Annotated in this window: 9 protein-coding genes and 2 rRNA genes; 6 read left to right on the forward strand and 5 right to left on the reverse strand. The window is 53.3% G+C overall.

Translation table 11 applies throughout. The features are described 5' to 3' along the window. Positions 1 to 32 precede the first annotated feature (32 nt). On the reverse strand, positions 33 to 416 hold the full coding sequence (gene grcA / locus ECL_RS19500) for an autonomous glycyl radical cofactor GrcA (RefSeq protein WP_013098327.1): 384 nt from the start codon (positions 414 to 416) through the stop codon (positions 33 to 35). Between the two features lie 314 nt (positions 417 to 730). Here grcA and ung point away from each other — a divergent pair, with 314 nt between their 5' ends. Further along, positions 731 to 1,420: a uracil-DNA glycosylase gene (gene ung, locus ECL_RS19505; RefSeq protein WP_013098328.1), complete on the forward strand. Its 690-nt coding sequence runs from the start codon at positions 731 to 733 to the stop codon at positions 1,418 to 1,420. Positions 1,421 to 1,458: 38 nt separating this feature from the next. Here ung and ECL_RS19510 read toward each other — a convergent pair whose 3' ends face one another. Further along, complete coding sequence (locus ECL_RS19510; protein ID WP_013098329.1) at positions 1,459 to 2,544, reverse strand: tRNA/rRNA methyltransferase; 1,086 nt, start codon at positions 2,542 to 2,544, stop codon at positions 1,459 to 1,461. Between the two features lie 204 nt (positions 2,545 to 2,748). Between ECL_RS19510 and trxC the strand changes: the two genes are divergently transcribed. The 5 genes from trxC (at position 2,749) to ECL_RS19535 (ending at position 8,470) form a co-directional block, all read left to right on the forward strand. Beyond that, a complete protein-coding gene (trxC, locus tag ECL_RS19515) occupies positions 2,749 to 3,168 on the forward strand; it encodes a thioredoxin TrxC (RefSeq protein ID WP_013098330.1) in 420 nt (139 codons plus the stop codon). A gap of 70 nt (positions 3,169 to 3,238) precedes the next feature. Further along, positions 3,239 to 3,937 carry a tRNA-uridine aminocarboxypropyltransferase gene (gene tapT, locus ECL_RS19520; protein WP_013098331.1) on the forward strand — a complete coding sequence of 233 codons (699 nt, stop codon included), beginning with the start codon at positions 3,239 to 3,241 and terminating at the stop codon, positions 3,935 to 3,937. Between the two features lie 35 nt (positions 3,938 to 3,972). Beyond that, positions 3,973 to 6,636, forward strand: a complete 2,664-nt coding sequence (locus ECL_RS19525; protein ID WP_013098332.1) for a bifunctional acetate--CoA ligase family protein/GNAT family N-acetyltransferase — start codon at positions 3,973 to 3,975, stop codon at positions 6,634 to 6,636. 110 nt (positions 6,637 to 6,746) lie between these two features. Next, complete coding sequence (gene pssA, locus ECL_RS19530; protein ID WP_029882218.1) at positions 6,747 to 8,102, forward strand: CDP-diacylglycerol--serine O-phosphatidyltransferase; 1,356 nt, start codon at positions 6,747 to 6,749, stop codon at positions 8,100 to 8,102. A gap of 44 nt (positions 8,103 to 8,146) precedes the next feature. Then, the gene (locus ECL_RS19535) at positions 8,147 to 8,470 is read left to right on the forward strand and encodes a YfiM family lipoprotein (protein ID WP_020685902.1); all 324 of its coding nucleotides are present in this window, start codon (positions 8,147 to 8,149) and stop codon (positions 8,468 to 8,470) included. Here the strand turns inward: ECL_RS19535 and ECL_RS19540 are convergent. From ECL_RS19540 to ECL_RS19550, 3 genes are all read right to left on the reverse strand, one after another. Then, a complete protein-coding gene (locus tag ECL_RS19540; RefSeq protein ID WP_013098335.1) occupies positions 8,467 to 9,762 on the reverse strand; it encodes an MFS transporter in 1,296 nt (431 codons plus the stop codon). The two genes, ECL_RS19535 and ECL_RS19540, sit on opposite strands and share 4 nt — an antisense overlap. A 249-nt stretch (positions 9,763 to 10,011) precedes the next feature. Continuing rightward, positions 10,012 to 10,127: ribosomal RNA gene (gene rrf / locus ECL_RS19545) — 5S ribosomal RNA — on the reverse strand. Positions 10,128 to 10,314: 187 nt separating this feature from the next. Beyond that, a 23S ribosomal RNA gene (locus ECL_RS19550) occupies positions 10,315 to 13,219 on the reverse strand. Between the last annotated feature and the right edge of the window lie 100 nt (positions 13,220 to 13,319).

Consider the following 13,319-nt stretch of genomic DNA (forward strand, 5'->3'; position numbering starts at 1 on the left):
GGCTTTTTGTTCCACCCCCGTGGCTAAAAACCTTACAGGCTTTCAGTAAAGGTACGCGCGATAACGTCGCGCTGCTGTTCCGGGGTCAAGGAGTTGAAACGCACCGCGTAGCCAGACACACGAATAGTCAGCTGTGGGTATTTTTCAGGATGCTTAACCGCATCTTCCAGCGTTTCGCGACGCAGTACGTTCACGTTCAGATGCTGACCACCTTCAACACGCACTTCTGGTTTCACTTCCATTGGGATTTCGCGGTATTCAATTTCGCCCAGCTTATTAACTGGAACGATTTCATCTTCCGCAAAACCCGCTTTTGCTACCACACAGCGTGCTTCGTTTTTCTCGCTGTCCAGCAGCCAGAAAGAGTTGAGCAGATCGTCGTTTGCAGCTTTAGTAATCTGGATACCTGTAATCATGTGTTGCCTCCCTTAGGCTACATTAACTGGTGTCGGCCTTTCGCGGCCAATTGGTAAAACCATTGTTTCTTGTGTGTATATATATCATTCACACCACGGCGATTTATTGATTTAAATCAACAAAATCACCAACCACACAAAGAGTGCGGTCTGATTTTATTGTTTCAGATCAATTTTTCAGCCTTACCAATTCAAATCAATTTGTAATTTTTCAACCATAATTTAAGGAGTTAGGGCTAATTTCCGCATGGAATTTTGCACCGCAGGATTTAGCGGTTAAGCTAGGCGCAGAATGAGATTCGCAGGAGAGCGAGATGACGACACCGCTGACATGGCACGATGTGCTGGCAGAAGAGAAACAGCAGCCCTATTTTATCAACACTCTCAGTACCGTTGCGGCAGAGCGGCAGTCTGGCCAGACGATTTATCCGCCCCAGAAAGACGTATTTAACGCGTTTCGCTATACCGAACTGAGCGATGTCAAAGTGGTGATCCTGGGTCAGGATCCTTACCACGGCCCTGGTCAGGCTCATGGGCTGGCCTTCTCCGTGCGCCCGGGCGTGGCTATCCCCCCTTCTCTGCTGAACATGTATAAAGAGCTTGAAGGAACGATCCCCGGTTTTACCCGGCCCAATCATGGTTATCTGGAAAGCTGGGCGCGCCAGGGCGTGCTGTTACTGAATACTGTCTTAACCGTACGAGCAGGTCAGGCGCACTCTCACGCCAGCCTTGGGTGGGAAACCTTTACGGATAAAGTCATCAGCCTTATCAATGAACATCGTGAGGGGGTAGTGTTTTTACTCTGGGGATCGCATGCGCAGAAGAAAGGGGCGATTATTGACCGTCAGCGTCATCACGTATTGAAAGCGCCACACCCGTCTCCGCTGTCAGCCCATCGTGGTTTCTTTGGCTGTAATCATTTTGTTCTGGCGAATGAGTGGCTGGAAAAACGTGGCGAAACGCCGATTATCTGGATGCCCGTGTTACCGGCAGAAAGCGAGTAAGAAATGAATGTGCCGGGCTGGCCCGGCACATAAAAAGCTTATGCTTTGTTCTGACGCCACCACTCCGCCAGCAGTACGCCGGTCGCGACGGAAACGTTCAGACTTTCCACATTGCCCGTCCCGTCAATAGAGACGCTCAGATCCGCACTCGAGAGTGCCGCGTCTGACAGACCATCACGTTCCTGACCTAACACCAGCACCATCTTGCGCGGCAGCGTCGCTTTAAACAGCGGCGTACCGGCATGGCTGGAGGTCGTCACAATGGAATAGCCCGCTTTACGGAACTGCTCGATGGCATCCAGAACGCTGTCGCCGGTGATCGGCTGAACGTGCTCGGCACCGCCTTCCGCAGTACGGATCGCAGCACCGGATTCCAGCAGCGCAGCATCCTGCAGCAGTACCCCTTTAACGCCGAAGTGCGCGCAGCTGCGCATCATCGCCCCCAGGTTATGCGGGTTACCCACATCTTCCAGCGCCAGCACGCAGTCATCGGTACCGGCCTGGCTGACCCACTGTTGCACCGTTGTGCCGTTGCGTTTTTTGATCAGGAAGCAGACACCACCGTGGTGTTCGGTGCCTGACGCTTTCGTCAACTCGGCATCATCAACCACATGATAGGCTTTACGGTTTGCCGCCATCCAGCGCAGGGCTTCTTTGAAGCGAGGGGTGACGCTCTGGATAAACCATGCACGAACGATACACTCAGGGCGGCTCTGGAACAGAGCCTGACAGGCGTTTTCGCCATACACGCGTGTCTCTTCCGCACGCTGACGGCGCAGCACTTCCGGATCGATAAAGCTTTTACCGCTGATGCCACCGTGATCGGCTTTTTCAGGCGTCTCATCGCCAGGCGCGCGGGACACGGTACGCCATGGTGACGAACCCTCACGTGCAAAATCATCGCGTTTGCGATCGTCACGCTTGCGGTCATCACGTTTGCGGTCATCGCCGCGGTTGTTTCTGTCATCGCGGGCGGGGCGACGGCCACCGTCTGCACGAGAGGACGCCGGACGCCCGCCACCTTTTCCGGTACGCGGATTTTGGGTGCGTTTATCAGAGTCATCATCACTGCGGACATACATCACTTTGACCTTGCCGCTTTTATTTTTCATTTCGTCGTTCATGCTTTTCTCCACCAGCGCTGCGCGAAGCGCGCAGATTACCCGATGTGCAAGCGCATAGCCATAATTTCGTACAAAAGCCTGTGACTATTGTTCTCATTGAATAAAACGCATTGTCGTTTCAAACAGGCTCATTGATAATATGTAACATATTAGAAACATTATCGGCATACTGCCGCTGTCCCATGGTTCTATCAGAGGTTAGTTATGAATACCGTATGTGCCAACTGTCAGGCTCTTAACCGCATTCCGGACGATCGGATCGAGGATGGTGCGAAATGCGGGCGTTGTGGCCATGAGTTGTTTGATGGCGATGTGATTAACGCTACAGGTGCTACGCTGGACAAACTCCTCAAGGACGATCTCCCGGTGGTTGTCGATTTCTGGGCACCATGGTGTGGCCCGTGCCGTAACTTCGCGCCAATCTTTGAAGATGTCGCCGAAGAGCGCAGCGGGAAGATGCGTTTTGTGAAGGTGAATACGGAGGCAGAACGCGAGCTCAGCGCCCGTTTTCGTATTCGTAGCATTCCGACCATCATGATTTTCAAAAATGGTGAAGTCATCGACATGCTCAACGGCGCGGTACCCAAAGCGCCTTTCGAGAGCTGGTTGAACGAGTCGCTGTAACATTCACGGGGCACATCTTGTGCCCCGTTCCCGCCTCTGCGAAAATGGGGTTTTTCCTGCCCTTTCGCCCATGACTGATAACGCTGTACTTCAATTACGCGCCGAACGCCTTGCCCGCGCGACTCGCCCTTTTCTCGCTCGTGGCAACCGCATCCGTCGCTGCCAGCGCTGCCTGCTGCCGTTAAAAGTGTGCCTGTGCGACACGCTGGTACCGGCCACGGCGGAAAGCCGTTTTTGCCTGGTCATGTTTGATACCGAACCGATGAAACCCAGCAATACGGGCCGTCTGATCGCCGATATTCTGCCTGATACGGCCGCGTTTCAGTGGTCGCGAACGGAGCCTCCTCAGGCCCTGCTCGACTTAGTGGCAAGCCCGGACTATCAGCCGATGGTCGTTTTCCCCGCCTCCTATGCAGGCGCCGACCGTCAGGTATTGTCAGCCCCGCCATCCGGAAAACCACCGCTGTTTATTATGCTGGATGGCACCTGGACGGAAGCGCGGAAAATGTTCCGTAAAAGCCCTTACCTTGACGCGCTGCCGATCATTTCTGTCGACCTCTCTCGCGTATCGGCCTACCGCTTACGTGAAGCCCATGCTGACGGACAATACTGCACCGCCGAAGTGGCGATCGCACTGCTGGATTTAGCGGGTGATACCGAGGCGGCTGCCGCGCTGGGCAGCCATTTCTCCCGTTTTCGCGAACGCTATCTGGCGGGAAAAACCGTTCATAAGGGCAGTGTCACAGCAACCGGGACAGAAAACGTTTAAAATCATCAGGTCGCTTGCATTCACAGGAGGCCTGCATGAGCCAGCGAGGGTTAGAAGCGCTACTACGTCCTAAATCCATAGCCGTCATCGGCGCATCAATGAAACCGGATCGCGCTGGCTATCTGATGATGCGCAACCTGCTGGCCGGCGGATTTAATGGCCCCGTTATGCCCGTTACACCGGCCTATAAGGCCGTTCAGGGGGTACTTGCATGGCCTGATGTTCAGAGCCTGCCTTTCGTACCCGATTTGGCCGTACTCTGTACAAATGCGAAACGTAACCCGGAATTACTGGAATCGCTCGGCAAGAAAGGGTGTAAGACCTGCATTATCCTCTCATCTCCTCCTGAACAGCAGCCCGAGCTTCTGGCGTGCGCCAGCCGCTATCAAATGCGTATTCTTGGGCCGAACAGTCTGGGATTACTCGCCCCCTGGCAAGGACTGAATGCCAGCTTTTCTCCAGTGCCGATCCGTAAAGGCAAACTTGCTTTTATTTCGCAGTCGGCTGCGGTATCCAACACGATCCTTGACTGGGCGCAGCAGCGTGAGATGGGGTTCTCCTACTTCATCGCCCTGGGTGACAGCCTGGATATCGACGTGGATGAACTGCTGGATTTTCTGGCGCGTGACAGCAAAACCAGTGCGATCCTGCTTTATCTTGAACACCTCAGCGACGCCCGTCGTTTTGTGTCGGCATCGCGCAGCGCGTCACGTAATAAACCCATCCTGGTCATCAAGAGCGGACGCAGCCCTGCAGCACAGAGCCTGCTGCATTCCCACTCCGGGATGGATCCCGCCTGGGATGCGGCTATCCAGCGCGCGGGTTTACTGCGGGTACAGGACACGCATGAACTTTTTTCCGCCGTCGAGACGTTGAGTCATATGCGTCCGTTGCGTGGAGAGAAATTAATGATCGTCAGTAACGGCGCAGCTCCGGCGGCGCTGGCGCTGGACGAACTGTGGTTACGTAATGGCAAGCTGGCCACGCTCGGTGAAGAGACGCTTCAGCGCCTGAGAGAGGCTTTACCCATCAGCGTTGCCCCCGGGAACCCCCTTGATTTACGCGATGATGCCAGTAGCGATCGCTATATCAAAGCCATCTCTATTTTGCTGGATAGTCAGGATTTCGATGCGCTGATGATTATCCACTCCCCCAGCGCGGTCGCTCCTGGCAGTGAGAGCGCGCGAGCCCTCATTGAAGCAGTGCGTAACCATCCGCGTGGTAAATACGTCACTCTGCTCACCAACTGGTGCGGTGAGTTCTCCTCTCAGGAGGCACGGCGACTGTTCAGCGAAGCGGGGTTGCCAACGTACCGTACCCCGGAAGGGACTATTACCGCCTTTATGCATATGGTGGAGTACCGTCGTAACCAGAAACAGTTACGTGAAACTCCAGCATTGCCCGGCAATCTGACGGCAAATTCCGTCGACGTTCACCGGCTGTTGCAACAGGCTATCGATGAAGGTGCGACATCGCTGGACACTCACGAAGTGCAACCCATTCTTGGTAGCTATGGGATGCAGACGCTGCCAACCTGGATCGCCAGCGACAGCGCGGAAGCAGTACATATTGCCGAACAGATTGGTTATCCGGTCGCCCTTAAGCTTCGCTCACCGGATATTCCCCACAAGTCCGATGTGCAGGGGGTAATGCTGTATCTTCGAACCGCGGCTGAAGTTCAGCAAGCGGCAGATGCTATTTTCGACCGCGTAAAAATGGCCTGGCCTCAGGCCAGAATCCACGGACTGCTGGTGCAAAGCATGGCGAACCGCGCGGGCGCACAGGAACTGCGGGTGGTTGTTGAGCACGATCCGGTTTTTGGCCCGCTCATCATGCTGGGAGAAGGTGGCGTGGAATGGCGCCCTGAAGAACAAGCCGTGGTGGCTTTACCGCCGTTGAACATGAACCTTGCTCGCTATCTGATTATTCAGGCCATCAAAAGCAAAAAAATCCGTGGCCGGAGCGCCCTGCGTCCGCTCGATATTGCGGGGTTAAGCCAGTTCCTGGTGCAGGTCTCAAACCTGATAGTCGATTGCGCGGAGATCCAGCGTCTGGACATTCATCCTCTGCTCGCCTCCGGCAATGAGTTCACGGCGCTGGACGTCACCCTGGATATCGCGCCATTCGAAGGCGACAGAGAGAGCCGCCTGGCGATCCGTCCTTATCCTCTGCAACTGGAAGAGTGGGTGGAGATGAAGAACGGTGAGCGTTCGCTGTTTCGCCCCATTTTGCCGGAAGACGAACCGCAACTGCGAACGTTTATCTCTCAGGTCACGAAAGAGGATCTTTACTATCGCTACTTCAGCGAAATCAACGAATTTACCCACGATGATTTAGCCAATATGACCCAGATCGACTACGATCGAGAAATGGCCTTTGTCGCCGTTCGTCGTTCCGAAAACGGTGATGAGATCCTTGGCGTGACGCGTGCTATTTCAGATCCGGATAACGTCGATGCGGAGTTTGCCGTACTGGTGCGCTCCGATCTTAAAGGCCTGGGCCTTGGGCGGCGGCTACTGGAAAAACTCATCAGTTATACGCGCGATCACGGATTGTTACGCCTGAATGGCATTACTATGCCAAACAATCGCGGTATGGTGACCCTGGCGCGAAAACTCGGTTTTGATGTTGATATTCAGCTGGACGAGGGGATTGTTGCCCTCTCCCTCACTCTGAAATCGCCGGATAAACCCGAGTAAGCTACTGGAAATGTTACCCACTTTGGACGGGACTGGTGGTATCATTGTCCGCTTATGTTGTTTGCATGGTACAGACAACCCTTCAATGAACAGAGAAGAAACGCACTGTGATGTTGTCAAAATTTAAGCGTAATAAACATCAACAACACCTTGCTCAACTACCGAAGATTTCTCAGTCAGTTGATGATGTAGAGTTCTTTTACGCTCCCGCTCATTTTCGGGAGACGCTTCTGGAAAAGATTGCCAGCGCCACGCGACGCATTTGCATTGTGGCACTCTATCTTGAACAAGATGAAGGTGGCCGCGCGATCCTGAATGCGCTCTACGAAGCCAAGCGTCAGCGTCCTGAACTGGATGTTCGCGTGCTGGTTGACTGGCACCGCGCTCAGCGTGGCCGTATTGGCGCTGCTGCTTCAAATACAAATGCAGACTGGTATTGCCGCACGGCGCAGGAAAATCCTGGCGTTGATGTCCCTGTTTACGGGGTGCCAGTGAATACCCGTGAAGCGCTTGGCGTACTCCATTTCAAAGGGTTCATCATCGATGACAGCGTGCTTTATAGTGGCGCGAGTCTGAATGATGTTTACCTTCATCAGCTCGATAAGTATCGCTACGACCGCTACCATCTGATCCGTAATTCGCAGATGGCCGACATCATGTTTAACTGGGTGGATAAGCATCTGGTACATGGCCGTGGTGTGAATCGCCTTGACGATCCTCATCGACCGAAAAGCCCGGAAATCAAAAACGACGTTCGCGCGTTCCGCCAGGAGCTGCGCGATGCGGTTTATCATTTCCAGGGCGATGCAAACAACGAGGAGTTGTCCGTTACACCTCTGGTGGGCTTAGGCAAATCCAGCCTGCTGAACAAAACGATTTTCCATCTGATGCCGTGCGCGGAGCAGAAGCTCACTATCTGTACGCCGTACTTTAACCTTCCCGCCGTGCTGGTGCGCAATATCATTCAGCTGCTGCGCGACGGTAAAAAAGTGGAAATCATTGTCGGTGATAAAACGGCAAATGACTTTTTCATTCCTGAAGATCAACCCTTCAAAATCATCGGCGCCCTGCCCTACCTTTATGAGATTAACCTGCGTCGTTTCCTCAGTCGCTTACAGTATTACGTAAACACCGACCAGCTGGTGGTGCGTCTCTGGAAAGATGAAGATAACAGCTATCATCTCAAAGGAATGTGGGTTGATGATGAATGGATGCTGCTGACCGGCAACAACCTGAACCCTCGTGCCTGGCGTCTGGATCTGGAAAACGCGATTCTGATCCACGATCCACAACATGAGCTGGCCGCACAGCGTGAACGTGAACTGGAACTTATTCGTACACATACGACGGTTGTTCGTCATTACCGCGAGCTACAGAGCATTGCCGATTATCCGGTGAAGGTTCGTAAGCTTATTCGCCGTTTGCGTCGCATCCGTATCGATCGTCTTATCAGCCGTATTCTGTAATATCCAGGCCCTGCCACCCGCAGGGCTTTTTTATGGAGCTGTTGATGCGTCTTCTTCTGTTAGTCATGACCCTCTGTTTAACCGGCTGTAGCCATATGGCGAACGATAGTTGGTCCGGCCAGGATAAAGCGCAACACTTCCTCGCATCCGCGATGTTGTCCGCTGCCGGTAATGAGTACGCCCAGCACCAGGGGTATAGCCGGGATCGTAGTGCGGCAATCGGCCTGATGTTCTCAGTCAGCCTTGGGGCATCGAAAGAATTATGGGATAGCCGCCCCTCAGGGAGCGGCTGGAGCTGGAAAGATTTTGCCTGGGATGTTGCCGGTGCCACGACCGGCTATGCCGTGTGGCAGATGGCGCATTATTAAAGACGAATACCTTTCCCTTTGCGATGCAGCATCAGGGATACGATAAAGGCCAGCGCCCCCATGATCGTCACATACCAGAAGAATGTCGTTTCGCTTCCCCATGATTTCAGGGACAGCGCAACGTACTCCGCCGAACCACCAAACAGGGCATTGGCGACCGCATAAGAAAGCCCTACTCCCAAAGCACGTACCTGTGCCGGGAACATCTCGGCCTTGAGTATTCCGCTGATCGAGGTGTAGAAACTCACAATCACCATCGCCAGCATCACCAGAGCAAATGCGGCATAAGGTGATGAGACGTGCTGAAGCGCGGTTAAAATGGGGACGGTACATAAGGCGGACATACCACCAAAAATCAACATCGATGTGCGACGGCCGATCTTATCTGAGAGCGCACCAATTAGCGGCTGTATCAGCATAAAGACGAAGAGCGCGGCGGTCATGATGACGCTGGCGACGTTGGCGTGCATTCCCGTGGTATTCACCAGATACTTTTGCATGTAGGTGGTAAAAGTATAAAAACTGAGTGAACCACCGGCGGTGAAACCGAGAACCATCAGGAAAGCTTTGCGGTTTCGCCACAGTCCTTTAAACGATCCCGCTTCCTTCAGCGCCCTGACCTCTTTTTGCGAGGTTTCGTCTAACTGACGGCGCAGCCAAAGCGCGACGATCGCCAGTGCAGCTCCCATCGCGAAAGGAATTCGCCATCCCCATTCATGAAGCTGGCTGTCTGTGAGGATCTGCTGCAGGATCACGACAACCAGAATGGCCAGCAGTTGACCGCCGATGAGCGTGACATACTGGAAAGAGGCGTAAAAACCCTTCCGACCTTCAAGTGCAATTTCACTCATGTACGTGGCGCTGGTGCCGTACTCTCCCCCAACGGAGAGTCCCTGGAATAAACGAGCCAGCAATAAAAGGGCGGGAGCCCAGGTTCCGATAGCGTCATACCCCGGCAGACAGGCGATGATAAGGGAACCAAAACACATCATGCAGACCGAGATCAGCATGGAGGTTTTACGCCCGCGACGGTCTGCGATACGGCCAAATAACCAGCCACCAATCGGCCGCATTAAGAATCCTGCTGCAAATACACCTGCCGTTTGCAGTAGCTGCGTTGTGGTGTTTCCTGACGGGAAGAAAATATGTGCGAAGTAAAGTGAACAGAATGAGTAGACGTAAAAGTCGAACCATTCAACCAGGTTACCGGATGAGGCACTAACAATTGCCCATACCCTTCTTCGGGTATCACTGGCAACCAGCGTCCCGTTCGATGTAATGCTTTCGGTCATTATGATTATACTCCTGCCATAAACAACGGCATGTTGAGCTCTGAAGGAACTCAATACCTTGTAAATTAAATGTTATTATTTTGTTATCAATAACATTGCGAGAGAGATCACAAATTTCGTTAGCAAGGTAAGTTCCGGAGAAAGCCCAGGAGGGGAATGGTGCGGTCTGATGCCCTCTCCCGCTGGGTGAGGGAGAAAACAAAAGCAAAAAACCCCGCACCTTACGGTACGGGGTTCTTCTTATTTGATGCCTGGCAGTTCCCTACTCTCACATGGGGAGACCCCACACTACCATCGGCGCTACGGCGTTTCACTTCTGAGTTCGGCATGGGGTCAGGTGGGACCACCGCGCTACAGCCGCCAGGCAAATTCTTGTGCTCTGTCCTGTGTCTTTTGGGCTGATACTGCGTTGGCTGCTCTCGTAAAGTCAGTCACATACCTCAGTATGCTCCTTCCTTTCCTTCGCTTGCCGCCTTGTCTCAGCGCAAAATCCTTCGGACTCTGAATCAAAGCTGAAATTCTGTCTCTTCGCCAAAACATCTTCGGCGTTGTAAGGTTAAGCCTCACGGTTCATTAGTATCGGTTAGCTCAACGCATCGCTGCGCTTACACACCCGACCTATCAACGTCATCGTCTTTAACGTTCCTTCAGGAGACTTTAAGTCTCAGGGAGAACTCATCTCGGGGCAAGTTTCGTGCTTAGATGCTTTCAGCACTTATCTCTTCCGCATTTAGCTACCGGGCAGTGCCATTGGCATGACAACCCGAACACCAGTGATGCGTCCACTCCGGTCCTCTCGTACTAGGAGCAGCCCCCCTCAATTCTCCAGCGCCCACGGCAGATAGGGACCGAACTGTCTCACGACGTTCTAAACCCAGCTCGCGTACCACTTTAAATGGCGAACAGCCATACCCTTGGGACCTACTTCAGCCCCAGGATGTGATGAGCCGACATCGAGGTGCCAAACACCGCCGTCGATATGAACTCTTGGGCGGTATCAGCCTGTTATCCCCGGAGTACCTTTTATCCGTTGAGCGATGGCCCTTCCATTCAGAACCACCGGATCACTATGACCTGCTTTCGCACCTGCTCGAGCCGTCACTCTCGCAGTCAAGCTAGCTTATGCCATTGCACTAACCTCCTGATGTCCGACCAGGATTAGCTAACCTTCGTGCTCCTCCGTTACTCTTTGGGAGGAGACCGCCCCAGTCAAACTACCCACCATACACTGTCCGCAACCCGGGTAAAGGGTCTACGTTAGAACACCAGCCATTAAAGGGTGGTATTTCAAGGATGGCTCCACGCAGACTGGCGTCCACGCTTCAAAGCCTCCCACCTATCCTACACATCAAGGACCAGTGTTCAGTGTCAAGCTATAGTAAAGGTTCACGGGGTCTTTCCGTCTTGCCGCGGGTACACTGCATCTTCACAGCGAGTTCAATTTCACTGAGTCTCGGGTGGAGACAGCCTGGCCATCATTACGCCATTCGTGCAGGTCGGAACTTACCCGACAAGGAATTTCGCTACCTTAGGACCGTTATAGTTACGGCCGCCGTTTACCGGGGCTTCGATCAAGAGCTTCGCGTTACCGCTAACCCCATCAATTAACCTTCCGGCACCGGGCAGGCGTCACACCGTATACGTCCACTTTCGTGTTTGCACAGTGCTGTGTTTTTAATAAACAGTTGCAGCCAGCTGGTATCTTCGACTGATTTCAGCTCCACCCGCAGGGGCTTCACCTACATATCAGCGTGCCTTCTCCCGAAGTTACGGCACCATTTTGCCTAGTTCCTTCACCCGAGTTCTCTCAAGCGCCTTGGTATTCTCTACCTGACCACCTGTGTCGGTTTGGGGTACGATTTCGTGTTACCTGATGCTTAGAGGCTTTTCCTGGAAGCAGGGCATTTGTTACTTCAGCACCGTAGTGCCTCGTCATCACACCTCAGCGTTAAAAGGTACCGGATTTACCTGGAACCTCCGCCTACATGCTTAAACCGGGACAACCGTCGCCCGGCTAACATAGCCTTCTCCGTCCCCCCTTCGCAGTAACACCAAGTACAGGAATATTAACCTGTTTCCCATCGACTACGCCTTTCGGCCTCGCCTTAGGGGTCGACTCACCCTGCCCCGATTAACGTTGGACAGGAACCCTTGGTCTTCCGGCGAGCGGGCCTTTCACCCGCTTTATCGTTACTTATGTCAGCATTCGCACTTCTGATACCTCCAGCAACCCTCACAGGCCACCTTCAACGGCTTACAGAACGCTCCCCTACCCAACAACGCATAAGCGTCGCTGCCGCAGCTTCGGTGCATGGTTTAGCCCCGTTACATCTTCCGCGCAGGCCGACTCGACCAGTGAGCTATTACGCTTTCTTTAAATGATGGCTGCTTCTAAGCCAACATCCTGGCTGTCTGGGCCTTCCCACATCGTTTCCCACTTAACCATGACTTTGGGACCTTAGCTGGCGGTCTGGGTTGTTTCCCTCTTCACGACGGACGTTAGCACCCGCCGTGTGTCTCCCGTGATAACATTCTTCGGTATTCGTAGTTTGCATCGGGTTGGTAAGCCGGGATGGCCCCCTAGCCGAAACAGTGCTCTACCCCCGAAGATGAGTTCACGAGGCGCTACCTAAATAGCTTTCGGGGAGAACCAGCTATCTCCCGGTTTGATTGGCCTTTCACCCCCAGCCACAGGTCATCCGCTAATTTTTCAACATTAGTCGGTTCGGTCCTCCAGTTAGTGTTACCCAACCTTCAACCTGCCCATGGCTAGATCACCGGGTTTCGGGTCTATACCCTGCAACTTAACGCCCAGTTAAGACTCGGTTTCCCTTCGGCTCCCCTATACGGTTAACCTTGCTACAGAATATAAGTCGCTGACCCATTATACAAAAGGTACGCAGTCACACCACGAAGGTGCTCCCACTGCTTGTACGTACACGGTTTCAGGTTCTTTTTCACTCCCCTCGCCGGGGTTCTTTTCGCCTTTCCCTCACGGTACTGGTTCACTATCGGTCAGTCAGGAGTATTTAGCCTTGGAGGATGGTCCCCCCATATTCAGACAGGATACCACGTGTCCCGCCCTACTCTTCGAGTTCACAGCCTGTGTGTTTTCGTGTACGGGACTTTCACCCTGTACCGTGCGACTTTCCAGACGCTTCCACTAACACACAAGCTGATTCAGACTCTGGGCTGCTCCCCGTTCGCTCGCCGCTACTGGGGGAATCTCGGTTGATTTCTTTTCCTCGGGGTACTTAGATGTTTCAGTTCCCCCGGTTCGCCTCGTTAACCTATGTATTCAGTTAACGATAGTGCAACGGATTGCACTGGGTTTCCCCATTCGGACATCGCCGGGTCAAGGGTTCATATCACCTCGCCGGCGCTTTTCGCAGATTAGCACGTCCTTCATCGCCTCTGACTGCCAGGGCATCCACCGTGTACGCTTAGTCGCTTAACCTCACAACCCGAAGATGTTTCACTTCATGATTGCGAAAATTTGAGAGACTCGAACACACCATTAAAGATGTGTCGTTTCAATTTTCAGCTTGATCCAGATT

This window comes from Enterobacter cloacae subsp. cloacae ATCC 13047 (genome assembly GCF_000025565.1).
Taxonomy (GTDB): Bacteria; Pseudomonadota; Gammaproteobacteria; order Enterobacterales; family Enterobacteriaceae; genus Enterobacter; species Enterobacter cloacae.

Coding starts and splice junctions, on each gene's coding strand:
- grcA (WP_013098327.1), bottom strand. CDS start 416: ATGATTACAGGTATCCAGATTACTAAAGCTGCAAACGACGATCTGCTC.
- ung (WP_013098328.1), top strand. CDS start 731: ATGACGACACCGCTGACATGGCACGATGTGCTGGCAGAAGAGAAACAG.
- ECL_RS19535 (WP_020685902.1), top strand. CDS start 8,147: ATGCGTCTTCTTCTGTTAGTCATGACCCTCTGTTTAACCGGCTGTAGC.
- ECL_RS19525 (WP_013098332.1), top strand. CDS start 3,973: ATGAGCCAGCGAGGGTTAGAAGCGCTACTACGTCCTAAATCCATAGCC.
- trxC (WP_013098330.1), top strand. CDS start 2,749: ATGAATACCGTATGTGCCAACTGTCAGGCTCTTAACCGCATTCCGGAC.
- ECL_RS19510 (WP_013098329.1), bottom strand. CDS start 2,544: ATGAACGACGAAATGAAAAATAAAAGCGGCAAGGTCAAAGTGATGTAT.
- tapT (WP_013098331.1), top strand. CDS start 3,239: ATGACTGATAACGCTGTACTTCAATTACGCGCCGAACGCCTTGCCCGC.
- ECL_RS19540 (WP_013098335.1), bottom strand. CDS start 9,762: ATGACCGAAAGCATTACATCGAACGGGACGCTGGTTGCCAGTGATACC.
- pssA (WP_029882218.1), top strand. CDS start 6,747: ATGTTGTCAAAATTTAAGCGTAATAAACATCAACAACACCTTGCTCAA.